Source organism: Exiguobacterium sp. UBA7533, from assembly GCF_002479335.1.
Classification (GTDB): domain Bacteria; phylum Bacillota; class Bacilli; order Exiguobacteriales; family Exiguobacteriaceae; genus Exiguobacterium_A.
The window spans coordinates 552,675-577,002 of sequence record NZ_DLMP01000001.1 but is presented as its reverse complement, the minus strand read 5'-3'; the positions used below and the strand labels follow the sequence as shown (position 1 = coordinate 577,002).

29 protein-coding genes and 2 riboswitches are annotated in these 24,328 nt (G+C 48.3%); of the genes, 24 read left to right on the top strand and 5 right to left on the bottom strand.

Annotated features, from left to right (window positions below):
- Positions 1-3 precede the first annotated feature (3 nt).
- From B2U10_RS02880 to B2U10_RS02790, 19 genes are all read left to right on the top strand, one after another.
- On the top strand, positions 4-468 hold the full coding sequence (locus B2U10_RS02880) for an S-ribosylhomocysteine lyase (protein ID WP_023469165.1): 465 nt from the start codon (positions 4-6) through the stop codon (positions 466-468).
- Positions 465-1,388, top strand: a complete 924-nt coding sequence (locus tag B2U10_RS02875; RefSeq protein WP_290785811.1) for a PLP-dependent cysteine synthase family protein — start codon at positions 465-467, stop codon at positions 1,386-1,388. The genes B2U10_RS02880 and B2U10_RS02875 overlap by 4 nt, the downstream gene beginning before the upstream one ends.
- Complete coding sequence (locus B2U10_RS02870) at positions 1,381-2,547, top strand: bifunctional cystathionine gamma-lyase/homocysteine desulfhydrase (RefSeq protein ID WP_290785461.1); 1,167 nt, start codon at positions 1,381-1,383, stop codon at positions 2,545-2,547. The genes B2U10_RS02875 and B2U10_RS02870 overlap by 8 nt, the downstream gene beginning before the upstream one ends.
- A gap of 57 nt (positions 2,548-2,604) precedes the next feature.
- A riboswitch (SAM riboswitch) is annotated at positions 2,605-2,709 on the top strand.
- A gap of 78 nt (positions 2,710-2,787) precedes the next feature.
- The gene (locus B2U10_RS02865) at positions 2,788-3,810 is read left to right on the top strand and encodes a methionine ABC transporter ATP-binding protein (protein ID WP_029342433.1); all 1,023 of its coding nucleotides are present in this window, start codon (positions 2,788-2,790) and stop codon (positions 3,808-3,810) included.
- Positions 3,807-4,472, top strand: coding sequence for a methionine ABC transporter permease (locus B2U10_RS02860; protein WP_035406001.1), 666 nt, complete (start codon positions 3,807-3,809; stop codon positions 4,470-4,472). Before B2U10_RS02865 ends, B2U10_RS02860 begins: the two co-directional genes overlap by 4 nt.
- Before the next feature lie 32 nt (positions 4,473-4,504).
- On the top strand, positions 4,505-5,332 hold the full coding sequence (locus B2U10_RS02855) for a MetQ/NlpA family ABC transporter substrate-binding protein (protein ID WP_290785458.1): 828 nt from the start codon (positions 4,505-4,507) through the stop codon (positions 5,330-5,332).
- A gap of 79 nt (positions 5,333-5,411) precedes the next feature.
- Complete coding sequence (locus B2U10_RS02850) at positions 5,412-6,662, top strand: MDR family MFS transporter (RefSeq protein ID WP_290785457.1); 1,251 nt, start codon at positions 5,412-5,414, stop codon at positions 6,660-6,662.
- Positions 6,663-6,795: 133 nt separating this feature from the next.
- Entirely contained in the window at positions 6,796-7,581 is a 786-nt protein-coding gene (gene sufC, locus B2U10_RS02845; protein ID WP_023469158.1) for a Fe-S cluster assembly ATPase SufC, read from the top strand.
- Positions 7,582-7,599: 18 nt separating this feature from the next.
- Positions 7,600-8,877 (top strand): Fe-S cluster assembly protein SufD, encoded by a 1,278-nt coding sequence (gene sufD, locus B2U10_RS02840; protein ID WP_290785453.1) that lies wholly within the window; start codon positions 7,600-7,602, stop codon positions 8,875-8,877.
- 1 nt (position 8,878) lies between these two features.
- A complete protein-coding gene (locus B2U10_RS02835) occupies positions 8,879-10,102 on the top strand; it encodes a cysteine desulfurase (RefSeq protein ID WP_035396382.1) in 1,224 nt (407 codons plus the stop codon).
- The gene (gene sufU, locus B2U10_RS02830; RefSeq protein ID WP_023469155.1) at positions 10,092-10,526 is read left to right on the top strand and encodes a Fe-S cluster assembly sulfur transfer protein SufU; all 435 of its coding nucleotides are present in this window, start codon (positions 10,092-10,094) and stop codon (positions 10,524-10,526) included. The genes B2U10_RS02835 and sufU overlap by 11 nt, the downstream gene beginning before the upstream one ends.
- A gap of 36 nt (positions 10,527-10,562) precedes the next feature.
- Positions 10,563-11,960, top strand: coding sequence for a Fe-S cluster assembly protein SufB (gene sufB, locus B2U10_RS02825; RefSeq protein ID WP_023469154.1), 1,398 nt, complete (start codon positions 10,563-10,565; stop codon positions 11,958-11,960).
- A gap of 86 nt (positions 11,961-12,046) precedes the next feature.
- On the top strand, positions 12,047-12,598 hold the full coding sequence (locus B2U10_RS02820; protein WP_290785450.1) for a dihydrofolate reductase family protein: 552 nt from the start codon (positions 12,047-12,049) through the stop codon (positions 12,596-12,598).
- A gap of 146 nt (positions 12,599-12,744) precedes the next feature.
- Positions 12,745-13,818 (top strand): acyltransferase, encoded by a 1,074-nt coding sequence (locus B2U10_RS02815; protein WP_290785447.1) that lies wholly within the window; start codon positions 12,745-12,747, stop codon positions 13,816-13,818.
- Positions 13,819-13,985: 167 nt separating this feature from the next.
- The gene (locus B2U10_RS02810; protein ID WP_290785444.1) at positions 13,986-14,828 is read left to right on the top strand and encodes a DUF72 domain-containing protein; all 843 of its coding nucleotides are present in this window, start codon (positions 13,986-13,988) and stop codon (positions 14,826-14,828) included.
- Positions 14,829-14,849: 21 nt separating this feature from the next.
- Positions 14,850-16,151 (top strand): bifunctional metallophosphatase/5'-nucleotidase, encoded by a 1,302-nt coding sequence (locus tag B2U10_RS02805; protein WP_290785441.1) that lies wholly within the window; start codon positions 14,850-14,852, stop codon positions 16,149-16,151.
- Positions 16,152-16,212: 61 nt separating this feature from the next.
- Complete coding sequence (lipA, locus tag B2U10_RS02800; protein WP_035406024.1) at positions 16,213-17,112, top strand: lipoyl synthase; 900 nt, start codon at positions 16,213-16,215, stop codon at positions 17,110-17,112.
- A gap of 95 nt (positions 17,113-17,207) precedes the next feature.
- A complete protein-coding gene (locus tag B2U10_RS02795) occupies positions 17,208-17,585 on the top strand; it encodes a YutD family protein (RefSeq protein WP_056062847.1) in 378 nt (125 codons plus the stop codon).
- 85 nt (positions 17,586-17,670) lie between these two features.
- The gene (locus B2U10_RS02790) at positions 17,671-18,117 is read left to right on the top strand and encodes a general stress protein (protein ID WP_214727844.1); all 447 of its coding nucleotides are present in this window, start codon (positions 17,671-17,673) and stop codon (positions 18,115-18,117) included.
- Positions 18,118-18,152: 35 nt separating this feature from the next.
- Here the strand turns inward: B2U10_RS02790 and B2U10_RS02785 are convergent, their stop codons facing one another.
- The gene (locus tag B2U10_RS02785) at positions 18,153-18,428 is read right to left on the bottom strand and encodes a DUF3055 domain-containing protein (protein WP_023469147.1); all 276 of its coding nucleotides are present in this window, start codon (positions 18,426-18,428) and stop codon (positions 18,153-18,155) included.
- A 35-nt stretch (positions 18,429-18,463) separates the two neighbouring features.
- Entirely contained in the window at positions 18,464-19,444 is a 981-nt protein-coding gene (gene glpX, locus B2U10_RS02780; protein ID WP_035406031.1) for a class II fructose-bisphosphatase, read from the bottom strand.
- Positions 19,445-19,595: 151 nt separating this feature from the next.
- On the opposite strand from glpX, the gene B2U10_RS02775 reads away from it, so the two are divergent.
- Both B2U10_RS02775 and B2U10_RS02770 read left to right on the top strand, forming a co-directional pair.
- On the top strand, positions 19,596-20,039 hold the full coding sequence (locus tag B2U10_RS02775) for a DUF86 domain-containing protein (protein ID WP_290785438.1): 444 nt from the start codon (positions 19,596-19,598) through the stop codon (positions 20,037-20,039).
- 6 nt (positions 20,040-20,045) lie between these two features.
- Positions 20,046-20,810 (top strand): TIGR01457 family HAD-type hydrolase, encoded by a 765-nt coding sequence (locus B2U10_RS02770; protein WP_023469144.1) that lies wholly within the window; start codon positions 20,046-20,048, stop codon positions 20,808-20,810.
- A 42-nt stretch (positions 20,811-20,852) separates the two neighbouring features.
- On the opposite strand, the gene B2U10_RS02765 is transcribed toward B2U10_RS02770, so the two are convergent.
- The gene (locus tag B2U10_RS02765; RefSeq protein WP_012371190.1) at positions 20,853-21,080 is read right to left on the bottom strand and encodes a NifU family protein; all 228 of its coding nucleotides are present in this window, start codon (positions 21,078-21,080) and stop codon (positions 20,853-20,855) included.
- Between the two features lie 109 nt (positions 21,081-21,189).
- Between B2U10_RS02765 and B2U10_RS02760 the strand changes: the two genes are divergently transcribed.
- Positions 21,190-21,486, top strand: a complete 297-nt coding sequence (locus B2U10_RS02760; RefSeq protein ID WP_035406035.1) for a DUF1462 family protein — start codon at positions 21,190-21,192, stop codon at positions 21,484-21,486.
- 41 nt (positions 21,487-21,527) lie between these two features.
- Here the strand turns inward: B2U10_RS02760 and B2U10_RS02755 are convergent, their stop codons facing one another.
- Positions 21,528-22,580 (bottom strand): NAD(P)/FAD-dependent oxidoreductase, encoded by a 1,053-nt coding sequence (locus B2U10_RS02755; protein ID WP_290752211.1) that lies wholly within the window; start codon positions 22,578-22,580, stop codon positions 21,528-21,530.
- Positions 22,581-22,672: 92 nt separating this feature from the next.
- On the opposite strand from B2U10_RS02755, the gene B2U10_RS02750 reads away from it, so the two are divergent.
- Positions 22,673-22,906, top strand: coding sequence for a YuzB family protein (locus tag B2U10_RS02750; RefSeq protein ID WP_023469141.1), 234 nt, complete (start codon positions 22,673-22,675; stop codon positions 22,904-22,906).
- Positions 22,907-22,982: 76 nt separating this feature from the next.
- Here the strand turns inward: B2U10_RS02750 and B2U10_RS02745 are convergent, their stop codons facing one another.
- Positions 22,983-23,549, bottom strand: a complete 567-nt coding sequence (locus B2U10_RS02745) for an ECF transporter S component (protein ID WP_029342415.1) — start codon at positions 23,547-23,549, stop codon at positions 22,983-22,985.
- A gap of 154 nt (positions 23,550-23,703) precedes the next feature.
- Positions 23,704-23,846: riboswitch (FMN riboswitch) on the bottom strand.
- A gap of 111 nt (positions 23,847-23,957) precedes the next feature.
- Here B2U10_RS02745 and B2U10_RS02740 point away from each other — a divergent pair.
- A complete protein-coding gene (locus B2U10_RS02740) occupies positions 23,958-24,308 on the top strand; it encodes a HesB/IscA family protein (RefSeq protein ID WP_029342414.1) in 351 nt (116 codons plus the stop codon).
- Positions 24,309-24,328 lie beyond the last annotated feature (20 nt).

Sequence of the window (24,328 nt, the reverse complement as noted above, 5' to 3'; positions counted from 1 at the left end):
ATCATGGCACTTCAAAAAATGAACGTCGAAAGCTTTAACCTGGATCATACGAAAGTCAAAGCACCTTACATCCGCGTCGCAGGATATAAAGAAGGTAAAGTCGACCAAGTCGTCAAATACGATATCCGTTTCACACAACCAAACGTTGAGCAAATGCCGATGCGTGCGATGCACACACTCGAGCACTTACTTGCTGAAAACATCCGTAACTACTCGGATGATGTCATCGATGTCTCGCCGATGGGATGCCAAACAGGTTTCTATATGGCGATGATGAACTTCGACTCGGTCGAAAAAATGAGCGAACTCGTTGAGAAGACGTTGAAAGACGTCCTCGCAGCAGAAGAGATTCCAGCGCAAAACGAAGTCCAATGTGGATTTGCGAGCGCACATGACCTCAAAGGAGCGAAGCACTATGCCGAGAAAATGCTTGCCGGTCGTGATGAATGGGACATCGTCTTCGGATGATCGCGAACAACGTCCGCGACCTCGTCGGAAACACACCACTCTACGAGATCATTTCATTCGATTTGCCTGCTGGTACGCGCATTTTGGCGAAGCTCGAATGGATGAACCCTGGGGGCAGCGTCAAAGACCGCCTTGGCATTCAACTCGTTGATGCAGCAATCGAAAACGGACATGTGACACCAGGCGGTACGATCATCGAGCCGACAGCCGGGAATACCGGCATCGGCTTGGCGCTCGCCGCTAAAAAATACGATCTCCAAGTCATCTGTGTCGTTCCGGAAAAATTCAGTCAGGAAAAGCAGACGTTGATGCGGGCACTCGGCGCAACCGTCGTCAACACGCCGACTGAACTCGATATGCAAGGGGCCATCGACCGGGCAAAAGAACTCGGTCAGGAAATTCCGAATAGTTACGTTCCGTTACAATTCGAAAACGAAGAGAACCCAGTCACGTATCAGCGGACACTCGGTCCTGAGCTGATTGCGGACTTACCGCATATCGACTGGTTCGTTGCCGGTTGTGGTTCAGGTGGTACGTTCGCCGGAACAGCGGACTTCTTAAAACAACGTCTCGGTACAAAAGCAGCAATCGTTGAACCGGAAGGCTCCGTCTTGAACGGTGGTCCAGCCGGTCCGCATAAGACAGAAGGTATCGGTACAGCGAAATGGCCAAGTCTCGTGCCGCGTGAGCTCGTCGACGAGATTCATACGATTTCTGACCGTGATGCATTTGACGCGGTTCATACACTCGCTGCTCGCGAAGGATTACTCGTCGGTAGCTCAGCAGGGGCAGCGCTCGTTGCTGCGCTTGATATCGCAAAGCGTCACCCCGGCAGTACGATCGTCACCGTCTTCGCAGACAGTGCCGAACGCTATTTAAGCCAACAAATCTTTGAAAAGGTGGACGAAACTCATGCGTAAGAAGACAGCATTGATTCATGGAGGAACAGGTGTCGATCGGGCAACAGGAGCCGTCACACCTCCGATCTATCAAACAAGCACATACAAGCAAGATAAAATCGGTCAACTCAAGGACGGATACGAATACTCACGGACAGCGAACCCGACACGGACGAGCATCGAACGATTGATTGCGGATCTTGAAGGCGGCGCACGTGGTTTTGCGTTCGGTTCTGGGATGGCAGCGATTCATGCTGTCTTCCACTTGCTTGAGTCTGGCGACCACATCGTCATGACGGACGACGTCTACGGTGGTACGTTCCGTTTGATGCAACGCGTCTTACCGAAGTTCAACATCCAAGTGACGTTCGTCGATACGACGGATCTTGCGGCAACGGAAGCAGCGATCCAAGACAATACGAAGATCGTCTACGTCGAAACGCCGACGAATCCGTTGTTGAAAGTAACGGACATCGCAGCAATCGCAACGATTGCAAAACGTCACGATCTTAAACTCGTCGTCGACAACACGTTCGCGACACCATACCATCAACAACCACTCGCACTTGGTGCTGACATCGTCTTGCACAGTGCGACGAAATACATCGGCGGACATTCAGACGTCGTCGCTGGACTTGTCGTCGTCAAAGATGATGCGCTTGGCGAAGAGATGCACTTCATCCAAAACTCGACAGGCGGCGTGCTTGGACCGCAAGACAGCTTCTTGCTCGTCCGTGGTCTACGTACGCTCGGTATCCGGATGGATGCGATCGAAGAGACAGCACATGATCTCGTTGCGTTCCTACAAGCGCAAGACATCGTCTCGAACATCTTCTACCCAGGACTGGCATCACATCCTGATCACGACATCCAAGCGAAACAAGCGACTGGATTTGGTGGGATGATCAGCTTTGATGTCGGTTCAGCAGCGAACGCAGAAAAACTCGTCGAGGCGACACACTTCTTCACACTCGCTGAGAGTCTTGGTGCCGTCGAGAGTCTGATTTCGGTGCCGGCACGGATGACGCACGCGTCAATCCCAGCAGAACGTCGGGCAGAACTCGGTATCACGGACGGTCTCGTTCGGATTTCAGTTGGACTTGAGGATGCGGAAGATTTGAAAGAAGACTTAACACGTGCTTTCACGTTCCTCGAAAAAGTTTCTGAAAAAACTGTTTGACAACAAAAATAACCCCTGCTAATATTCAGAATATATTCTACAAACTTAATACCGAAACTCTTATCGAGAGTGGTGGAGGGACTGGCCCGATGAAACCCGGCAACCGCGGATCTAATCCGAAGTGGTGCTAATTCCAGCAGACAAAAGTCTGGGAGATGAGAGCAAATGGTTTTGTGTACTGAAAAGTGCGCGCGTTTGCTCTAAAACGCGCGCACTTTTTTTATTTTAGGAGGGACAGTTGTGATTCGTTTACAAGACGTAGGAAAGATTTATCGCTCAAAGCGCGGAGCGGTCGAAGCCGTCGCGAATGTCGATCTGACAATCGAGCGCGGTGAAATTTTTGGAATAATCGGTTATTCCGGAGCAGGGAAATCGACCTTGATCCGATTGTTGAATATGCTCGAAGCACCAACGAGTGGTTCGATTCAAATCGATGGTGTCGAAATGACATCACTGAAACCAAAAGAATTACGGGGCGTCCGCAAGAATGTCTCGATGGTCTTCCAGCACTTCAACTTACTTTGGTCACGAACAGTTGAAGAGAACATCATGTTCCCACTCGAACTTGGTGGCTTTCCGAAGGCACGCCGCAAGGAACGGGTCGCGGAACTGATTCAACTCGTTGGTTTGGATGGACGCGAAAAAGCCTATCCGTCGCAATTATCGGGTGGTCAAAAGCAACGTGTCGGTATCGCTCGGGCACTGGCATCGAACCCGGATGTTCTCTTATGTGACGAGGCAACAAGTGCACTCGATCCGAAGACGACGGACTCGATTCTTGAGTTACTCGTCGACATCAATGAAAAATTGAAACTGACGATCGTCTTGATCACACACGAGATGCACGTCATTCAAAAAATCTGTCACCGGGTCGCCGTCATGGAGGCCGGTAAAATCGTCGAACAAGGACCGGTCGCAGAAGTCTTCCGTCATCCGAAGCAAGCGATGACGAAGGAATTCGTCAAACAATTGACGTCGCCATCGGAAAACGAGTTGACGTTCGCGAAACTCCGCGAACGCTACCCAACCGGAAAAATCGTTCAGTTGACATTCGTCGGATCGACGGCGGAAAGTCCGATCCTCGCGGAAGTCATGAAGGATTCACCCGTCCTGTTCAATATCATCGGCGGAAACGTCGGTCAATCACAGGAAGGGGCGCTCGGTACGCTGTTCATTCAGTTAATCGGGGAAACAGAAGCAACACAAGCGGTCATCACGAAGCTTCAAGCCAGTGATGTTGAAGTGGAGGTGGATCACCGATGATTTCATTCTTTGACAACCTAGACTGGGACATGGTGTGGGAAGCGACAGGCAGTACGATCTATATGACGGCAGTCGCTGGTCTTTCGACATTCGTTCTCGGTTTGATCATTGGTTTATTATTGTTTGCGACAAATGAAGAATTGTTGTTCAAAAATCGGGCGTTTTATTCGATCTTGAGCTTGATCGTTAACGTCTTCCGTTCGATTCCGTTCATCATCTTACTGATCTTATTGATTCCATTTACGAAAGCAGTCGTCGGTTCGTTCCTCGGACCAACAGCAGCATTACCGGCACTGATTTTAGGAGCCGCACCGTTCTACGGTCGGATGGTTGAACTCGCACTTCGCGAAGTCGATAAAGGTGTCATCGAGGCAGCTGAATCGATGGGCGCGACGAAGTTCCAAATCATCTACAAAGTCTTAATCCCAGAAGCATTGCCTGCTATCGTTTCTGGTATCACGGTTACACTCGTTGCACTTGTCGGTTACACGGCAATGGCCGGAGTAGTCGGCGGAGGTGGACTCGGGGACATGGCCTTCATCGAAGGATTCCAGCGTTCTCAAAACGATGTCATCGTCATTGCGACACTCTTAATCTTAGCAATCGTCTTCGTCATCCAAATCATTGGGGACTTACTGATCCGAGCAATCGATAAACGTTAATTCAAATTTTATTCATATTGGAGGAATCATTCATGAAAGTTTGGAAAAAATTCGTAGGTACTGCCGCTGTATCCGTTTTAGCAATCAGTCTTGCTGCTTGTGGCGAAAAATCATCAGGAAGCGACGACAAGACACTCGTCATCGGTGCTTCAAACGTACCGCACGCTGAGATTCTCGAGCACGTTAAAAAGGAATATGAAGCAAAAGGCTACAAACTTGAAATCAAGAAGTTCCAAGATTATGTGCTTCCGAACAAAGCGCTCGCTGAAAAAGAACTCGACGCGAACTACTTCCAGCATGTGCCGTATCTCGAGCAACAAGAGAAAGAAAACAAATCGTATAAGTTTGCGAACGCAGGTGGCGTCCACGTTGAACCACTCGGTATCTATTCGAAGAAATACAAGTCACTCGATAAGTTGCCAAACGGTGCAACGATCTTAACGAGCTCAAACGTCGCGGAACGCGGTCGTGTCTTGACGTTCCTTCAAAATGAAGGGTTGATCAAACTTAAAGACGGTAAAACGACAGATGCACAACTCGGCGATATCGCGGAGAACCCGAAGAAACTTAAGTTCAAGACGAACATCGAAGCATCGCTTCTTCCGCAAGCTTACAAAAACAATGAAGGCGACGCCGTCCTCATCAACACGAACTACGCAATCGATAACGGTCTGAACCCGTTGAAAGACGCGATCGCGTCAGAAGATGAGTCGTCACCATACGTCAACATCATCGTTACACGTGATGGCGATGAAAAAGACAAGCGTGTCACAGCACTTCTTGACGTTCTACACGAAAAGAAAAACCAAGATTGGATTCTCGACAAGTACAAAGGTGCGGTCGTTCCAGTCAGCAAATAAGTTCACCGAAGCCGGCATCCTTCCTATATAATGGAAGGATGCTTTTCATTTGTCTGAAACAGGGGTTAGGGGGAATCATATGCAACGCATACGTCAACTGCATCCGTTGACACTCGGGGTCTTGTTCGGGACGTTTTTCTCACGTCTCGGAACATTCATTACGATGCCGTTTTTCGCTATCTACATGACGACCGTTCTGAAGTTTGATCCGGTCGATGTCGGCTGGGTGCTCAGTATTTCGGCGATCGCCAGTCTCGTTATGAGTTTCATCGGCGGTACATTGTCAGACCGGTATGGTCGCCGGGCGATGATGCTCGCCGGAACGATTGGGTTCGCGATCGTCTTCATCGCACTCGCGCAAGTCGAGACGTTCTGGGCATTCTTCATCCTCAGTGCCTTGAACGGTGTCTGTCGCTCGATTTTTGAGCCATCCGCTCGTGCCTTGATCAGTGATACGACGAACGAAGCGAACCGATTGTTCGTCTTCAATATCCGTTACGCGATGATCAACATCGCAGCAGCGATCGGGCCGGGAATCGCCTTGCTGCTGAGTGCGGGGAACACCTCCGCGACGTTTTACATCACGGCGTTCGTCTATATGGCATACGGGGTGATGATTGGATTCTTATTTAAACGTCATCCAATCACTGAGACACATGGTGGCAAGAAGGTCTCATTCGGAGCGACGGTTCGTCTGTTGCGGACGGATGTCGCCTTCACGCTGGCACTCGCCGGCATCATCTTCGGGGTCTTCGGCTACAGTCAGTTCAATTCGACCTTGCCGCAATTCTTGACTGAGACGTCACTCCTTGAAGGCGGGAAGACACTCTATGCGATCTTAATCACGATCAATGCGATCACCGTCTTGATCGTGCAGTATCCGATCATGAAGTTCGGCGTCAAGACGTCACCGCTCGTCTCGATCACGACCGGGATTGCGACTGTTGCGATCGGACTGTTCGTCATGGGGAATGCAAACGCGATCTGGTGGATGATCGTCGCGATGTTCATCTTCACGTGCGGGGAAGTCATGATGTTCACGATGACTGACATCTTGACCGATCGCTTCGCAAAACCAGAATTACGGGGCAGTTATTTCGGGGCGATGGGCTTGACGTCGATCGGACAATCAATCGGTCCAATTGCCGGAGGACATTTATTAAGTTTATATGGAGCGGACCGTCCGTTACCGATTTTCGGGATTTTAGCGGGCTTGACATTATTCGGAATACCACTGCTCCTACTGTCACAACGGATTCATCGGACTTCGACGATCGAGGAACTGGAGGAACCGGTGAAACTTTCGAATGATTCTCAACAAAACGCATGATTTTGAGAAAAAACAACGAGCGATGACGCTTGAATAATACGCCATGTTTCTTTAAGATTAGAATGATACTAAATTAGTAACGCTCGTGTTCTGAATCGTCAGTCACGAAATGAATAGATGGAGGGATTCTAACATGAAGGCTTCACACTTGAAGATTGAAGATCTACACGTCGCGATCGACGGCAAGGAAATCTTGAAAGGCGTCAACTTGGAAATCAAAGGCGGGGAAATCCACGCGGTCATGGGACCAAACGGGACAGGTAAATCAACACTCGCATCAGCATTGATGGGTCACCCATCGTACGAAGTGACATCTGGTTCAGTCACACTCGACGGCGAAGACGTCCTCGACATGGAAGTCGATGAACGCGCACAAGCAGGTATGTTCCTCGCAATGCAGTACCCAAGCGAAATCAGTGGTGTTACGAACTCAGACTTCCTTCGTTCAGCGATCAACTCGCGTCGTGAAGAAGGCGATGAAATCTCACTCATGAAATTCATCCGTGAACTTGATTCACAAATGGGTCTTCTCGAGATGCCTTCAGAAATGGCACACCGTTACCTCAACGAAGGTTTCTCTGGTGGAGAAAAGAAACGTAACGAAATTCTTCAGATGATGATGCTTAAACCAGCAATCGCGATTCTCGATGAAATCGATTCAGGTCTTGATATCGATGCACTTAAAGTCGTTGCAAAAGGTGTCAACGAAATGCGTTCACCTGAATTCGGCTGCTTGATCATCACGCACTATCAACGTCTCTTGAACTATATCGAGCCAGACTTCATCCACATCATGATGGGCGGAAAAATCGTCATGTCTGGCGGTAAAGAACTCGCACACCGTCTCGAAGCAGAAGGTTATGACTGGGTTAAAAAAGAACTCGGCATCGAAGACGTCGAAATCGAAACAAAAGCGTAAGACGAGGGAGGAAGCATGATGACTGTAGAACTGAATCTTGCAGTAAATCGCGAGGCAGTGGCAGAACGTGCGACTCGCTTAGGGGAACCATCTTGGATGATCGCAAAGCGTCAAGACGCGCTTGATCTTGCCCCAACGCTCGCATTGCCAAAAGTAGAAAAAATCAAGATCGAAGGCTGGAACTTCACAGAAGGTACGACGGAACTTGAAACCGTCACTGGTCTTTCTTCAGATATCGAAGCATTGATCGGCGAAAACCGTGATCACATGCTCGTCACGCGTAACGGACAACTCGTCCACGCGCAAAACAGTGAAGCGGCGAACGGCGTCATCTTCACGACGCTCGAAGACGCATTAAAACAACACCCGGAACTCGTCGAGAAGTACTTCATGACTGAAGGTGTTCAAGTCAACGAAGATCGTCTTGCGGCATTAAACGCAGCACTTCGTAACGGCGGTACGTTCCTTTATGTACCAAAAGGCGTCAAGCTGTCTGTACCGATGCAAGCAATCTATACGCTTGAGCAATCAGGCGCTGCCCTTTACCATCACGCAATCATCGTTGCAGATGCTGACAGCGAATTGACGTATATCGAAAACTTCGTCTCTTACGGTGACGAAGCGCATAACGTCAACGTCGTCACAGAAGTATTCGTCGAAGACAACGCAAAAGTTCTCTTTGGTGGTGTAGATACACTATCTAAGGGTGCCATCACGTATATGAACCGTCGCGGTGTCGTCAAACAAGGCGCGAAGCTCGAATGGGCACTCGGTCACATGAATGACGGTCACACGGTCACAGAAACAAAAACACACCTCGTCGGAAACGATTCGTTCTCAGATACGAAAGCCGTTACGGTCGGTCGTGGAGAGCAAAAACAAAACTTCAACGTCCGTACGGACCATTTCGGTAAAGGATCAGAAGGTTTCATCTTGATCCACGGTGTCCAAAAAGACGCAGCAACATCAATCTTCAACGGAACGTCGATGATCCATCACGGCGCTTCGAAATCAAACGGCGTTCAAACGGAACGTGTCCTCATGTTGTCGGAAAAGGCACGTGGGGATGCAAACCCAATCCTCTTAATCGATGAGGATGACGTCATGGCAGGACACGCGGCATCTGTCGGTCGTGTCGATGAACTACAACTCTACTACTTGATGAGCCGTGGTCTTTCACGGAAGGAAGCAGAACGCCTCGTCGTTCACGGATTCCTCCAGCCAGTCGTCTCGGAACTTGCGATTGACTCGGTGAAAGAACGTCTCGTTCAAGTCATCGAAGGGAAAGTAAACTAATATGGGAATCGATGCATCCATCCGCAATCAGTTTCCGATCCTCGACCAACAGGTCAACGACCGGAAACTCGTCTATCTCGATAGTGCGGCCTCTTCGCAGAAGCCGCTCGTCGTCATCAATGCGATTGACGACTACTATAAGACGATTCATTCGAATGTGCACCGTGGCGTCCATACGCTCGGAACACGAGCGACGGATGCGTACGAAGGTGCGCGTGAGAACGTTCGTCGTTTCATCCAGGCGCAACACCATGAAGAAATTATCTTTACCCGCGGCACGACGACGGCGATCAACATCGTCGCGTCAAGCTACGGCATGGAGCATGTCGAAGAAGGCGACGAAATCGTCGTCACGTACCTCGAACACCATGCGAATCTCATTCCGTGGCAACAAGTCGCTAAACGCAAAAAAGCGAAGTTGAAATACGTTGATTTGACAGCAGATGGTCGCGTGACGGTCGAAGCGGTCGAAGCACAACTGTCTGACCGGACGAAAATCGTCGCGATGGCACACGTCTCGAATGTTCTCGGTACAATCAATCCGATCAAAGAAGTCGCTCGTCTTGCGCACGCTCGTGGTGCCGTCATGGTCGTCGATGCTGCGCAAAGTGCACCACACCAACGGATTAATGTCACGGATCTCGACTGTGACTTCCTCGCTTTCTCCGCACACAAGATGTGTGGTCCGACAGGCGTTGGTGTTCTTTACGGGAAAAAGGCATTACTCAATGCGATGGAACCGGTCGAATTCGGTGGTGAGATGATTGATTACGTTGGTCTTGAAGAGTCGACGTTCAAACCGTCTCCATATCGTTTCGAAGCGGGTACACCGATCATCGCAGGTGCCGTTGGTTTATCGGCAGCGATTGATTTCTTAGAAGAGATTGGTCTAGAGAACGTCGAAGCACACGAACGTGAACTCGCGCAGTATGCGATGGCACAAATGCGTGACATCGACGGACTCACGATTTACGGTCCGGAAGAACGCGTTGGACTCGTCACGTTCAATCTCGGTGATGTCCATGCACATGACGTCGCAACCGTCCTTGATATGCAGGGAATCGCGGTTCGCGCCGGTCACCACTGTGCACAGCCCTTGATGCGTTGGCTCGGAGCGAGCTCGACGGCTCGCGCTAGCTTCTATCTCTACAACACGAAAGAAGAGGTTGACGCACTCGTGACAGGACTTCGCCAAACGAAGGAGTATTTCAGTCATGGATTTTAACAATCTCGATCACTTGTATCGTCAAGTGATCATGGATCATTATAAAACTCCCCGAAATCGCGGTGCGATCGAGGGGGGCGTCACGATCGACATGAACAATCCGACGTGCGGCGACACGATTCGTCTCCAGCTCGCGATTGAAGACGATGTCGTCCGTGATGCGAAATTTGACGGGGAGGGCTGCTCGATCAGCATGGCGTCTGCTTCAATGATGACGCAACTCGTCAAAGGTAAGACTATCGAAGAAGCCTTACGACTCGCGGATATCTTTTCGGACATGGTCCAAGGAAAAGACTATGACGACGAATCGTTCGACCTCGGGGACGTCGAGGCACTCTCGGGTGTCACGAAATTCCCGGCACGCATCAAATGTGCGACACTTGCCTGGAAGGCGCTCGAACGCGGCGTAGAAGAAGGGAAGTAAACTTCGGTCACAAGCAAGTAAGAGGAGGAAATGAACATGGCAAAGAACATGCCGGAAATTGGCGATTATAAATATGGTTTCCACGATCGCGATATCTCGATCTTCCGTTCTGGACGTGGCTTGACGACTGAAGTCGTCGAAACGATCTCGAAAATGAAGGAAGAACCACAATGGATGCTTGATTTCCGTTTGAAATCACTCAAGATCTTCAACGAACAAGCAATGCCAGCGTGGGGTGGCGATCTCTCAGAATTGAACTTCGACGATATCACGTACTACGTTAAGCCGTCTGAACGTGCAGAGAAATCGTGGGATGAAGTACCGGAAGAAATCAAACGTACGTTTGACAAACTCGGTATCCCAGAAGCAGAGCAAAAATACTTGGCAGGTGTCTCGGCTCAGTACGAGTCAGAGGTTGTCTACCACAACATGAAGGAAGACCTCGAAGAAATCGGTGTCGTCTTCAAAGATACAGATACAGCCTTAAAAGAGAACGAAGATATCTTCCGTGAGTACTTCGGAAAATTAATCCCGCCAACAGACAACAAGTTCGCAGCCTTGAACACAGCGGTCTGGTCAGGTGGATCGTTCATCTACGTACCAAAAGGCGTTAAAGTCGACACGCCGCTTCAAGCCTACTTCCGGATCAACTCGGAAAACATGGGTCAATTCGAGCGGACGTTGATCATCGTTGATGACGAAGCATCGGTTCACTACGTCGAAGGATGTACAGCACCGGTCTACACGACGAACTCGCTTCACTCAGCGGTCGTTGAGATCTTCATCAACAAGAACGCTTACTGCCGTTATACAACGATCCAAAACTGGGCGAACAACGTCTACAACCTCGTTACGAAGCGTGCGATCTGTGAAGCTGGCGCAACGATGGAATGGGTCGATGGTAACATCGGTTCGAAACTGACGATGAAATACCCAGCCGTCATCCTCAAAGGTGAAGGTTCACGTGGTATGACATTGTCAATCGCAATCGCTGGTAAAGGTCAACACCAAGATGCGGGTGCGAAAATGATTCACTTAGCACCGAACACATCGTCGACGATCGTCTCGAAGTCGATCTCAAAACACGGTGGTAAAGTCACGTACCGCGGTATCGTTCACTTCGGACGTAAAGCGACAGGCGCACGTTCGAACATCGAATGTGATACGCTCATCATGGATAACCAATCGACATCGGATACGATTCCGTACAACGAAATCCTCAACGATAACATTTCGCTCGAGCACGAAGCGAAAGTCTCGAAGGTCTCGGAAGAACAATTGTTCTACCTCATGAGCCGCGGGATTTCACAAGAGGAAGCAACGGAAATGATCGTTATGGGCTTCATCGAGCCGTTCACAAAAGAACTTCCAATGGAATATGCGGTCGAAATGAACCGTCTCATCAAGTTCGAGATGGAAGGTTCAATCGGATAATTCGTCTTACTCTCTCATCTGCGGATGAGGGAGTTTTTTCATGGTTGGAGGAAAACGGGTATAGGAGGGAAAAAGGAGGGGTTACTATGCGTGACATCGTCTATTCCTTTCAAGTCTCACTTGACGGTTATATCGAGGATGCGTCAGGCAGCATCGATTTCGCTTCACCGGATGCGGAACTGCATCAATACTTCAACGATTATGAGAGAGCGTTCGATACCCATGTCTATGGACGTCGTTTGTATGAAATGATGCAGTACTGGGAGACAGCGGATCAAGAAGACGAGCCGATCATCGTTGAGTATGCGAAAACGTGGCAGGCGCTTGAGAAGATTGTCTTCTCGCGAACGCTCGACGCTGTCGAAGGAAAGGCGCGTCTAGCGACCACGTCGCTTGCCGAGGAACTTCAAGCACTAAAAGCCCTACCTGGGAAGCAGATTGCGATCGGGGGGGCGACACTTGCTGCTGAAGCGATTGAGCTTGGACTCGTCGATCGCTATCATGTTGTGATCTATCCTGTTCTACTCGGAGATGGGAAACGAATGTTTCCAGTGTTTGATCAATCACAAGCGCTACGGTTAGTCGAGACACACGTCTTTAAATCGGGATGTATCGTGTTATCTTACGAAAAAATCTAGCCTTTATAAAAAGAGTCTCTTATTTCAAAAGAGATTCTTTTTTTTGTGACATTCAATAAAATTTGGATATTTTCATTTAATATGGGCGAAAATAGATTATAATAACTTTTGTAAAAAATCTATAAAACTGATTAAGGTGTGAAAAAATGAAATTTTATCAGGAAATTCCAGTCATTCGATCGATTGCGGCAATTTTGGTCGTCGCTGTCCATGTCATCGCTGGTCTCTATTATTCTCAAGGAGAATTTACAAACGAGGCAATCGGTTATATCAACCAGTTTGCTCGAATCGGTACGCCGATTTTTGCCATCATCAGTGCTTTTCTATTGATGTCGATGGTCCAGCGCAAAGGATTTAATCTTGGAACATTCGTTAAATCGCGTTTTTCTAAAATTTTCATTCCTTATCTGATTTGGAGTACCGTCTATCTCGTGTATCGTTTTCATGTAGAAGATAGTTTGAAGCCGGGTGTGCCGTTATCGGAGTACTTCCTTTACGGAACGGCGAACTTCCATTTGTACTTCATTTTGACTGTGCTTCAGTTTTATGTCGTCTTTCCATTTCTCGCAAGATTCAAGAAAGGAACCATGCTACTTGTTGCAACAGTGGTTGCGATGGGCGTCAACTATTTCTGGCTGACGTCAGGAAGCTTAACGACGAATAACGACTTCCTCAATCAAGTCGTCAACAGTCGCTCTTTCTTACTTAACTGGATCGCGTATTTCATGATGGGAATTACATACGCTGTTTATTATGAAGAAATACAACAGATTCTAAAACGTCATCGGACGATCTTGTTGCTCATCAGTGGATTGATTTTAGTTGATATTTGGGTCAGTATTGATTTGAACCGAATTTATACTTCTACGAATCTTGCGAACCTCGTGTATATCCCGTTCGTTCTTGTCGTTTTGAATTATGCTTTTCAATATGTGCAGAGAGATGCGACAGCAATGCGACTCTTTCAAACGATTGGAACACATTCGATGGGCATCTATCTGATTCATCCGCTCGTCATCCGCGGAATCGGTCGAACGGATCTCTTTGCTTACTTCGACTCTGCGAGTATGTTCGTTTGTGCGATGATCGTCACGCTTGCAGCTTCGATTTCTGTATCGTATGTCATCAGTCTATTGCCCTACGGTAACTATATCGTTCCGGTACCGAAACGAAGAGCGCCTGCTCCAAAAATCGTTGAGGCACAGACTTCTGCTTCATAATGAAAATCGTTAACTAGACATCCTTTTTCTTCCTGCATGAGCAGGGGGGAAAGGGATGTCTTTTTTCTGAAAAAGAGTGTTTGCTCAGGAAGCATCGAAGAAGAAATCCTGGATTCTGCTATGCTATGATAAATAGGTAGAATAGAACACGCGAGGGGGAAGAGAGCATGATATATATCGGTGTCACGGGCTGGGGAGATCATGATAGTCTCTACTTGACCCCGCAAGATCGAAAAGAAAAACTAGCTGCCTATGCTGGGCATTTTCCAGCAGTTGAGGTCGACTCGACGTTCTATGCGATTCAACCAGAACGAAACTATGAGAAATGGGTATCTGAGACACCGGACGGTTTCCGCTTCATCGTTAAGGTCCACCGCGCGATGAGTGGGCACGACCGGGAAAATAAAGATCCGCTCGGACCAATTTTTGAACAATATATCACGTCGATTGAACCGATGCGTAAGAGTGGAAAAATTGCGGCAATCCTTGTCCAACTTCCACCATGGTTCGATGTCAGTAAATTGCACTTGGAATACTTGCAAACGATCCGAAAATCGCTTGCTGGACTGCCAGTCGCGATCGAATTCCGAAATCCATCGTGGTACTCGGAAGCCTATCGTGAGCGGACGCTCCGTTTTTTGAAGGAACATCAGTTCATCCATACGATTTGTGATGAACCGCAGACGGAAGACGGTTCCGTACCATTCGTACCTGTCGTGACGCAGGAGACGGCATTCATTCGATTACATGGACGAAACAAGGCCGGTTGGTTAAAGAAACCGGGTCAAAGTAGTGACGATTGGCGAAAAGTCCGCTGTCTCTATCGTTACTCAGAAGATGAGCTACAGGAACTTGCAAGTCACATCCGCGACGTTGCAGCGGAAGCAAAGGATGTCTATGTCTTTTTCAATAACAACTCAGCAGGAGATGCTGCCCCGAATGCGAAACGATTAATCGAAATTCTTGATCTCGACTATGAACTCGCGCCGCGACAAATCTCTTTGTTTTAAATCATCAAGGGGGGCTTCTGCATGAAGTTACACATCATTCACTATAATGATTTGCACTCACACTTCGACATGTGGCCTCGCTACATGTCATTCGTCAAGGAACACCGGACGTATGATTCGCTTGTTTTTGATTTAGGCGATCATGCTGACCGTGTCGATCCAGCGACGGAAGCGACAAAAGGAAAAATTAATACGCATTTATTGAACGCGTTGATGCCGACTGCTGTGACGATCGGAAACAATGAAGGGATTACGTTTCCGCACGACTGGTTAGCAGACCTCTATACGGAAGCAGACTTTCCAGTCCTTGTCTCGAATTTAGAAGCACCATTCGCCAAGCAAGGTGTCATTCATGAGTTACCGACGGGAAAAGTCGGTGTTTTTGGTCTGACGGCACCTTATATTGAACTATACGGATTACTCGGTTGGACGATCGAAGAACCATTTGACGTCGCGGCGCGCGAGATCGAACGTTTGCGCCAGGAAGTCGACGTCCTGATTTGTTTAAGTCACCTCGGATTTTATCAGGATGAAGAACTTGCGATGCGCTTTCCAGAACTTGATTTAATCATCGGTGCGCATACGCATCATGTCCTCGATGATGGTGTCGTCAAGAATGGTGTCTTAATCACGCAAGCCGGAAAACACGGTCAGTATGCGGGTGAGATTTATATGAATACGGATACGGGTGAGAAAGAAGCAGTACTTCATTCCCTACACGATTACGTTGAGGATGAGGCAACAGCGAAATTACTCGATCGAGAACAATATCTGGCGGAACAACAGATGAAGGAACCGATTGGCGAGACAGCGGGTCTAGCCAATGATTGGTTCAGTGAGTCGCCGTTTTCACAGTTGCTCGTCGAGACGATGCGCGACTGGTGTGAGGCAGATATCGCTTGTGTACCAGCCGGTATTCTGCTCGGGTCGCTTCCACCAGGTCCCGTCTCTGCCTTTGATTTACATCGACTCTGTCCACATCCGATCAATCCTTGTAAAGTCACGATGACAGGAATGGAATTACAAACATTCCTCGATGAAGTCAACAAAGAACAGTTCGAGCACTTAAAGGTTCGTGGTCTTGGATTCCGAGGAAAGTTGATGGGACGGATGCATTATGCTGGTTTGGCGGATCATCAACCGCTTGAGCTAACACGCAATTATTCTGTCGTCTTGCCGGATATGTTTACGTTTGGTCCATTATTCCCGGCCATCAAAGAGATGCCAAAAGAATATTTCATGCCTGAATTGTTGCGTGATTTGTTGTTTGAACGCTTATCGGAGAAGTCGGAATATAATGAATTGCATGTTCGCAAACCCTGATTGTTTGTTATACTAAAGCAGACTTAATTGACTTTTTGGGGATGAAGGGGGAAGCGAAACCATGGGACGCGGAGAAATCCAACGTAAACCGGAATGGTTGAAAATCAAGCTGAATACGAATGAGACCTACACAGAATTAAAGAGTATGATGCGCGAGAAAAAGCTACATACTGTCTGTGAGGAAGCAAAGTGTCCGAATATCCACGAGTGTTGGGCGGTACGCCGGACGGCGACGTTCATGATCCTCGGAAGTATCTGTACACGTGCGTGCCGTTTTTGCGCCGTGACGACAGGACGTCCGAACGAACTCGATCTCGAAGAACCAAAACGTGTCGCGGAATCGGTCCGTTTGATGAACCTGAAGCACGCGGTCATTACAGCGGTCGCACGCGATGATCTGAATGATTTCGGAGCAGGCGTTTACGCTGAGACGGTTCGTGAAGTTCGTCGGATGAACCCGGAGACATCAATCGAAGTCTTACCTTCAGACATGGGTGGGAATTTCGAAGCTCTGAAAACATTGATTGACGCACAACCAGACATTATGAACCATAACATCGAGACGGTTCGCCGTCTGACACCAACTGTTCGTGCAAAAGCCACATACGACCGGACGCTTGAATTCCTTCGTCGTTCGAAGGAGCTCGCACCTGAAATTCCAACGAAGTCGAGCTTGATGCTTGGTCTTGGTGAGACATGGGAAGAGATTCTCGAAACGATGGATGATCTTCGCGCAAACAACGTCGACATCATGACGATCGGTCAGTATCTCCAACCGACGAAAAAGCACCTCGACGTCATCAAGTACTATACACCACAAGAATTCGCTGAACTGAAACAGATTGCGCTTGGTAAAGGCTTCTCACACTGTGAAGCTGGTCCACTCGTTCGTTCATCGTATCATGCAGATGAGCAAGTCAACGCAGCGAAAAAGAATAAAACAGCACTTCCGATCGACTAACGATCAACGACCGTTCGAGCAGCTGACTCGGACGGTTTTTCGTCTGTCAGGAGAAATGGAATATGCTATGATAAGAACAGCAGGAGGTGGGAATAATGATACAAGTCAATCGGGAACGTTATGAAGTCGTCGAAGAGAAACGGGAAGGCTTTAATGAAGAAGCCTTCATCGGTCGTTTCAGCGATGTCCTTGAAAAATATGATTATATCGTGGGCGACTGGGGGCACGGTCAATTACGACTACGTGGCTTCTATGAGGATCAACACGAGAAAGCGACATTCGATACAAAGATTTCGCATGTGGCTGATTATCTCTACGAATACTGTAACTTCGGATGTGCCTATTTCATCGTCAAGAAGGTCGGATTGGTAGAAGGAGAAGAAGCACCACCTCGCTTCGACGGTTCTTCATCCAATACGTTGAAGTTGAAACGGAAGTTCGCACCTGCACCAGACAAGACGGAAGGCGAGTAATCAAACTGTCATACAGAAAAGCGTTTTTATTGGAAGGAATTCGGCTATTACTATAAGTATCACGTACCTATAGGAGGAATCATCCATGCGAATCGTTGGAATTTACTCATCCGTACCAGAAGTCGTCAGTGCCGTGCACGATCTCCGTGTTGCGGGTGTCGTCTCGACTGATTTAAAAGTCTTAGCACACGACAAATACGATCTCGAACAAATCGAGGAATTGGCGGATCTAAACAACCAACAGACATCCACGCGTCTATCGCAGGAAGATCATCGTAATCTATGGCAGGAAATCAAGAGTATCTTCAAAAAAGATGAATCGGTCTCTCATGGAGATGCCATCCACGGAAGTGGCTTGACGAAGGAAGACGTCGATCGTGCGAATCATGCAGTCGAAAGCGGTCAATTCGTGTTACTTGTCGGTGATGAAGCGGATCAGCATTCAGAGCGCCGTGCTCATGACGAGTCAGATAATACGAATGTCTTTAGCGGACCGAACACACTAAATGAACGAAACGATCGTCTCTTATAAGACAAAAAAGCCTTCGTCCGCGACGAAGGCTTTTTTCATAGACCGATATAAGCGCGAAGATACATTTCGAGTTCCGTTGCCGCATCGTCTTCGACGTCAAACGCCGTTGCGATGTAGCCGGGTTCATCGAAATCATCCGCGCCGATGATTGCATACCGATTCGATAAGAGATTCAAGACGAGAATCTTACCGTAAAAATGTTCCGAATGCGTAATGGCGAGATCAAAGCGACTTGCTTCGCCAATCCAACTGACGAAGCGTGTCTTTGTTTGTTCGACATCATCGTATAAAAAATCACGTTCTTCCATCATTCAGCTTCCCTCATTTCCCTAACGTCTGTTTCAGATTAAAGGGTTTGGGGGACTTTTTGCAAGTATGGTTTACGCGATAAGCTATGCTCGGCGATCACTTTTCGGATTGTCCGTGTTTTCGAACGCATGACAAGAGATGTCGTTTCAACGATATCATCCGTCAAGAACTTCACGCCATCGAGCATTTCGCCTGTCGTGACGCCTGTTGCTGCGAAGATGCAGTCGTCGCTTTTGATCAGGTCGTCGAGCGTTAAGAGTTGAAGTGGATCCGCTAGACCCATTCGGATGACGCGAGCTGTTTCTTCTTCGTTCAATGGATGTAAGCGTGCTTGCATATCGCCACCCATCGCTTTGACGGCAGCAGCCGTGATGACACCTTCAGGCGCACCGCCTGTTCCGATGAAGATATCGATTCCTGTCGCAGGAGAAAGTGGTGCGATTCCAGCTGAGACATCACCGTCTTCAAACAGACGGACGCGTGCGCCCATCCGCATCGCTGCTTCGCGGAAATGATCATGACGTGGACGGTCTTGCATGATGACCGTGACGTCCTCGATCCGTTTATTGTTATATTGTGCTGCCTTTTCGATGATGACTTCAAGCGGGTCGTCGAGTGAGACGTGCCCTTTCAAGTTCGGTCCGACTGTTAATTTATCCATATACATATCGGGTGCGTGGAGCAGGGCGCCTTGATCGGCGACGGCGATGACGACCATCGCATTGCCAAGTCCTTTAGCGACGATATTCGTTCCTTCGAGCGGATCGACGGCGATATCAACGATTGGACCGTTCGCTGTTCCGACACGTTCGCCGATGAAGAGCATCGGTGCTTCGTCGAGCTCGCCTTCACCGATGACGACCGTTCCGTTCATGTTGACCGTATTCAAGACTTCGCGCATCGCAGTCGTTGCTGCGTCATCCGCTTCATTTTTCTTACCGCGACCAATCCATTGAGCAGAAGCTAGTGCTGCTGCTTCCGTAGCGCGTACGATTTCCAGTGCGAGTTCCCGTTCCATGTATATAACCTCCACGTCACCAATGTGACATACTATTTTCAGCAAAAATCTAAATTGAGGATAACACATTGGTGAATGTGATGCAAATGACCTTTCTGCTTTTCAGGATTGCTGGATAACGATAAAATGGAGAATGTGAGGGGGAATGAAGATGTATTTCGTCAATCGTCAAAAAATCGAAGAGACGGTCGTCTGTTATGAGACAGCACTTCGACAAAGTAAGGAAATTACGGGGGATCCGGTGACGACGGCACTGGCTATGGAGCGGATCGGTTTTTTAGTCATCGAGAGTGTCATCGATATCGGAAACAGTATGATTGATGGATTCATCATGCGGGATCCGGGAAGTTATGAAGATATCATCCTCATCCTAGAAGATGAGAAGGTGATTGATGGACCGCTTGCGACGAGTCTGAAAAAGCTCGTTGTGTTACGTACGTTGATCGTCCGGTCATTCACACAGTCGAGTATGGCGGAGATTCGGGCGATACTTGAGACAGAGGAAGCAGAACTACGTCGTTTTCCGGAAGCGATTCGCCGGTATATCGAGACAGAACTCGGACCGGTGTCTGCATTTTTACCAAACGAGGAGTGAGTCAGGATGAAGGCAAAAGGCTATTTATTTGATTTAGATGGAACGATGTATAACGGAACGGAACCGGTAAAAGAAGCGGTCGATTTCGTCAATCGTCTGCAAGCAGAGGGCATTCCGTACTTGTTCGTGACGAATAACGCGTCGATGACGGCAGAAGCCGTGGCAGAGAAACTACGCGGGATGGGTGTTCATTCCGATGCGAAACACGTTTTGACGAGTGCGATGGCGACTGGTCGTTATATTGCTGACCTGTCACCAAAAGCGCGCGTCTATGCGATCGGAGAAACAGGACTGATCGACGCGCTTGAACGAGAAGGGTTAGACGTCGTCGCAACCGAAGCGGCAGATTACGTCGTCATCGGTCTCGATCGTCAAATCACGTACGAAAAACTCGCTGTTGGTGCACTTGCGATTCGTGCCGGTGCCCGGTTTATTTCAACGAACGGTGATATCGCGATTCCGACCGAACGTGGTTTCCTGCCAGGTAATGGTGCTTTGACGTCCGTCCTGCGCGTGACGACGGAGAAGGAACCGTTCTTCATCGGTAAACCAGAACCAGTCATGGTCGATATCGCGACAGAAATGATTGGTCTGTCAAAAGAAGACGTCATCATGGTCGGAGACAACTACCATACGGACATTCTTTTCGGGATCAATGGAGGTATCCGGACGATGCACGTCAATTCTGGCGTCCATACACCAGTCTTCATTCAAGGGCAGGATCGTCAACCGACATACATGGTTGATACGTTAGCTGAATGGATTCTATGAATCAAAAAATCCCGAACGAGAATTCGTTCGGGATTTCATGTATTAGAAGACTTGTTCGACTTCGACGACGCCAGCGACTTCTTCAAGAAGGGCACGTTCGATACCGGCCTTCAATGTGATTGTTGAACTTGGGCAGCTACCACAAGCTCCCATCAAACGGAGTTTTACGATTCCGTCTTCTACATCTACGAGTTCAACGTCTCCTCCATCACGAAGAAGGAACGGACGCAATTTTTCAAGAACTTCATTCACTTGATCAAACATTTCCATGCGTAAACACATCCTTTCGTATAGTTTCATTGTAACAGGGTTGAAAAATGTTCTCAATCTGGAAAACTTGTATACTAAAGAGGAGTGAATTGAAAAGGGGGACTTCAAGATGGAAATCACGGTTTACGGAACAGCGGTCACCTGTCCGAGTTGTGTCGGGGCACCTAGCTCGGAAGAGACATTCAGTTGGCTACAAGCCGTCCTCGGGCGGAAATATGAGCAAGCGATGACGCTTCGCTATGTTGATTTCGAGACAGCAACATCAGATCAATGGACGGAAGCGCTGAAAGAGGATGTCTATTTTTATCCACTGATCGTGCTCGATGATGAGATGATTGATGAGGGGTACGTCAAACTCAAGACGATCACAGCGGCAATCGATGCGAAGCTGAATCAGGCGGGATGAACGAAAAAGAGGTATCCCAAAGCCTGGGACACCTCTTTTGCTCATTTAATCTTTTTGTGTTTCCATAAGACACCGGACTTCAAGAGACGTGGGACTTTCCCCGTCAGTGCTTGTTTGCCCATGACGATTCCGAAACCATCTGATTTTCCGAGTGAACCGAGCATCCCGCGCAGTTTAATTTCTGGCAGCTTCGGTAATTTCTTTCCTTGCCACTTGGCTTGTAAGACATCGACGACTTGTTCTGCCTGATGTTCTGCGAGTTGACCACTTGGTGCATACGGTAGACTTGCACAATCACCGATGACGAAGACGTTATCGTATTCTGGTACGTGATGATGTTCCGTCAATTTGATCCGACCGCCACTATCCGCAGCAAAGCCGAGATCGCGTACAACTTTGACCGGCTGCGTACCAGCTGTCCAAATCGTTAAGTCGGATGGATACGTATCGTCGCCGTTTCGCACATCGTCCGCTGTGACGAGCGTGACATTCGAGTTGTTGATGACTTCAACATCATGTTCCTCGAACCATTCCTGAACGTAAGACGAGACTTTATCGGATAGGAAAGACAAGACAGATGGACCGCGGTCGAATAGACGAATCGTCAAATCCTTCCGGCTCTCATGTAGTTCACTGGCGAGTTCGACACCAGATAGACCAGCACCGACGATCGAGACAACGGATTCCGGTGACAGACCATAAATCGCTTGTTGTGTCTTCCGTGATTCTTCTAGTGTCTGGATGCTGTATGTAAATTCTTGAGCACCCGGAATGTTGTGGTATTTATCCTCGCAACCGAGGGCGATGATTAAGTCATCATAGAATAATTCTGATCCGTCCTGCAGATGGACTGTATTCGTCTCTGGTGAGATTTTGATGACATGTCCATATTTATAGGTAAGATGTTTCCCCTCCGGAAATTCAATCCGGACATCCCGATCTGATAATGTACCTGCTGCGAGTGCGTAGTATTCCGTTTTGAGTGCGTGGTACGGTAGACGGTCGACGAGCGTGACGGCAACTTCCTCGTCCTTGAATCGCTCACAAATCCGCATTCCACCATAACCTCCGCCGAGTACGACCAATTGCTTCATAACGTAAAATCCCCCTTAGTTCCCCTAAATCAGTCTGACCTTGTATAATACGACATGAGGCAGGTCGTTTCCTGCTTGAAGGAGGAAAAAAAGTGAATCCGATTATTGAATTTTGTATTAGTAACTTAGCGGCTGGTACACAGGTCGTCATGGAGCAACTTGAACGTGACCCGAATGTTGACGTCGTCGAATACGGTTGCCTCGGTTATTGCGGGATTTGTTCGCTTGACCATTTTTGTCTCGTAGATGGTGAGACCGTCGTAGGTGAAACGCCGGAAGAGTTGCTTGAAAAGATTTACCTGAAAATCGAAGAGAATGAGCTGTGAGCATGGACAGCCAAAAAATCCCCTCGTTCGTCTGAACGAGGGGATTCGTGTCCGTCAGCGGGCGCAGCTTTTCGGATCAGGCAGATTGTTGACGGCGCATCATCCATGGGCGTAGTTTCAAGAACAGTGGAATGAAGAGTGCCGAGATGAACAAAGCCTTGATGACGTTAAACGGTAAGATACCGGCAGTGATCGCTGTCCATTTGACAGCTGGATCCGCCATGTAATCCATACCGAGGAACCATGCATACGCTGGAAGGATCAAGATATAGTTGAGGATCGCAAGACCGAGTGCCATCGTGATCGTACCAGCGACGAGACCAGTTGCGAGACCTTGTGTTGATTTCTTTTTGTGGTAGAACCAGCTGACAGGTAGTACGAATGCGACGCCTGCAGCGAAGTTCGCGAATTCTCCGACCGGAACACCACTTCCGCGGAAGATGTAGTATAACACGTTCTTCAATGCTTCGACGATGACACCTGCGACCGGTGAGAACATGATCGCTGCGACAAGAGCAGGAACATCACTGAAGTCGATCTTCAGATAGTTTGGTAAGAACGGTAGTGGAAAATTGATAAGCATAAGAACAAATGAGATTGAACCTAACATTGACAGAGTGACCATTTTTTGTGTGCGTTTCATACGAGTATTGTCTCCTTTTGCTCGTTCCTCTCGATGAAGTATTGGCATGACTGCGACCATAAAGAAACCCCTATTGATCAGATCAACAGGGGAGAAGTCCGCATTAAATAAACCTAATCGATTATTGCAAAATCGATCAAATTCAAACTCATGCCGCCATCTTCTCCCATCCAGACTGTACTGTCGGCTCCTGAATTACACAGAATCAGCAAATAGCGCCCTATTCGCTCGCGGGCTTCAACTTAAAAAGAGTTGTTTACCGCCGGTCGGGAATTTCACCCTGCCCTGAAGATGGAACGATTATTTTATTGTACATACCATTTATACAACGAATTCAAGATAGTTTCAAGCAACTAGGTTTCGATTCGCTCAGAAGTTGCGTATACTAAAGAAAAGGAAGGTGATGACATGATCCATTTAACGGAGGCAGCAGCGCTACAAGTCCAGGACATGATGGCGCAGGCACCAGCAGATGAACGAAATCTTCGGATGCTCGTCCAAGGTGGTGGATGTAGTGGTCTGTCGTACGGAATGGGATTCGATCAACAAAAAGAAACGGATCTCGTTTTTGAACAGCACGGCGTGACCGTCATCGTGGACGAAAAGGATTATCCGGTCGTCAAAGGACTGGAAATCGATTATAAACAGTCAATGCTTGGTGGCGGATTCACGATCACGAATCCGAATGCCATCGCAACGTGTGGTTGCGGAACGTCATTCCGGACAGCAACGAATGCCGGGACACCAGGTGGCTGTTAATGAATCCAATCGTGGACATC

Coding starts and splice junctions, on each gene's coding strand:
- B2U10_RS02880 (WP_023469165.1), top strand. CDS start 4: ATGGCACTTCAAAAAATGAACGTCGAAAGCTTTAACCTGGATCATACG.
- B2U10_RS02875 (WP_290785811.1), top strand. CDS start 465: ATGATCGCGAACAACGTCCGCGACCTCGTCGGAAACACACCACTCTAC.
- B2U10_RS02870 (WP_290785461.1), top strand. CDS start 1,381: ATGCGTAAGAAGACAGCATTGATTCATGGAGGAACAGGTGTCGATCGG.
- B2U10_RS02860 (WP_035406001.1), top strand. CDS start 3,807: ATGATTTCATTCTTTGACAACCTAGACTGGGACATGGTGTGGGAAGCG.
- B2U10_RS02855 (WP_290785458.1), top strand. CDS start 4,505: ATGAAAGTTTGGAAAAAATTCGTAGGTACTGCCGCTGTATCCGTTTTA.
- B2U10_RS02850 (WP_290785457.1), top strand. CDS start 5,412: ATGCAACGCATACGTCAACTGCATCCGTTGACACTCGGGGTCTTGTTC.
- sufC (WP_023469158.1), top strand. CDS start 6,796: ATGAAGGCTTCACACTTGAAGATTGAAGATCTACACGTCGCGATCGAC.
- sufD (WP_290785453.1), top strand. CDS start 7,600: ATGACTGTAGAACTGAATCTTGCAGTAAATCGCGAGGCAGTGGCAGAA.
- B2U10_RS02835 (WP_035396382.1), top strand. CDS start 8,879: ATGGGAATCGATGCATCCATCCGCAATCAGTTTCCGATCCTCGACCAA.
- sufU (WP_023469155.1), top strand. CDS start 10,092: ATGGATTTTAACAATCTCGATCACTTGTATCGTCAAGTGATCATGGAT.
- sufB (WP_023469154.1), top strand. CDS start 10,563: ATGGCAAAGAACATGCCGGAAATTGGCGATTATAAATATGGTTTCCAC.
- B2U10_RS02820 (WP_290785450.1), top strand. CDS start 12,047: ATGCGTGACATCGTCTATTCCTTTCAAGTCTCACTTGACGGTTATATC.
- B2U10_RS02815 (WP_290785447.1), top strand. CDS start 12,745: ATGAAATTTTATCAGGAAATTCCAGTCATTCGATCGATTGCGGCAATT.
- B2U10_RS02810 (WP_290785444.1), top strand. CDS start 13,986: ATGATATATATCGGTGTCACGGGCTGGGGAGATCATGATAGTCTCTAC.
- B2U10_RS02805 (WP_290785441.1), top strand. CDS start 14,850: ATGAAGTTACACATCATTCACTATAATGATTTGCACTCACACTTCGAC.
- lipA (WP_035406024.1), top strand. CDS start 16,213: ATGGGACGCGGAGAAATCCAACGTAAACCGGAATGGTTGAAAATCAAG.
- B2U10_RS02795 (WP_056062847.1), top strand. CDS start 17,208: ATGATACAAGTCAATCGGGAACGTTATGAAGTCGTCGAAGAGAAACGG.
- B2U10_RS02790 (WP_214727844.1), top strand. CDS start 17,671: ATGCGAATCGTTGGAATTTACTCATCCGTACCAGAAGTCGTCAGTGCC.
- B2U10_RS02785 (WP_023469147.1), bottom strand. CDS start 18,428: ATGATGGAAGAACGTGATTTTTTATACGATGATGTCGAACAAACAAAG.
- glpX (WP_035406031.1), bottom strand. CDS start 19,444: ATGGAACGGGAACTCGCACTGGAAATCGTACGCGCTACGGAAGCAGCA.
- B2U10_RS02775 (WP_290785438.1), top strand. CDS start 19,596: ATGTATTTCGTCAATCGTCAAAAAATCGAAGAGACGGTCGTCTGTTAT.
- B2U10_RS02770 (WP_023469144.1), top strand. CDS start 20,046: ATGAAGGCAAAAGGCTATTTATTTGATTTAGATGGAACGATGTATAAC.
- B2U10_RS02765 (WP_012371190.1), bottom strand. CDS start 21,080: ATGGAAATGTTTGATCAAGTGAATGAAGTTCTTGAAAAATTGCGTCCG.
- B2U10_RS02760 (WP_035406035.1), top strand. CDS start 21,190: ATGGAAATCACGGTTTACGGAACAGCGGTCACCTGTCCGAGTTGTGTC.
- B2U10_RS02755 (WP_290752211.1), bottom strand. CDS start 22,580: ATGAAGCAATTGGTCGTACTCGGCGGAGGTTATGGTGGAATGCGGATT.
- B2U10_RS02745 (WP_029342415.1), bottom strand. CDS start 23,549: ATGAAACGCACACAAAAAATGGTCACTCTGTCAATGTTAGGTTCAATC.
- B2U10_RS02740 (WP_029342414.1), top strand. CDS start 23,958: ATGATCCATTTAACGGAGGCAGCAGCGCTACAAGTCCAGGACATGATG.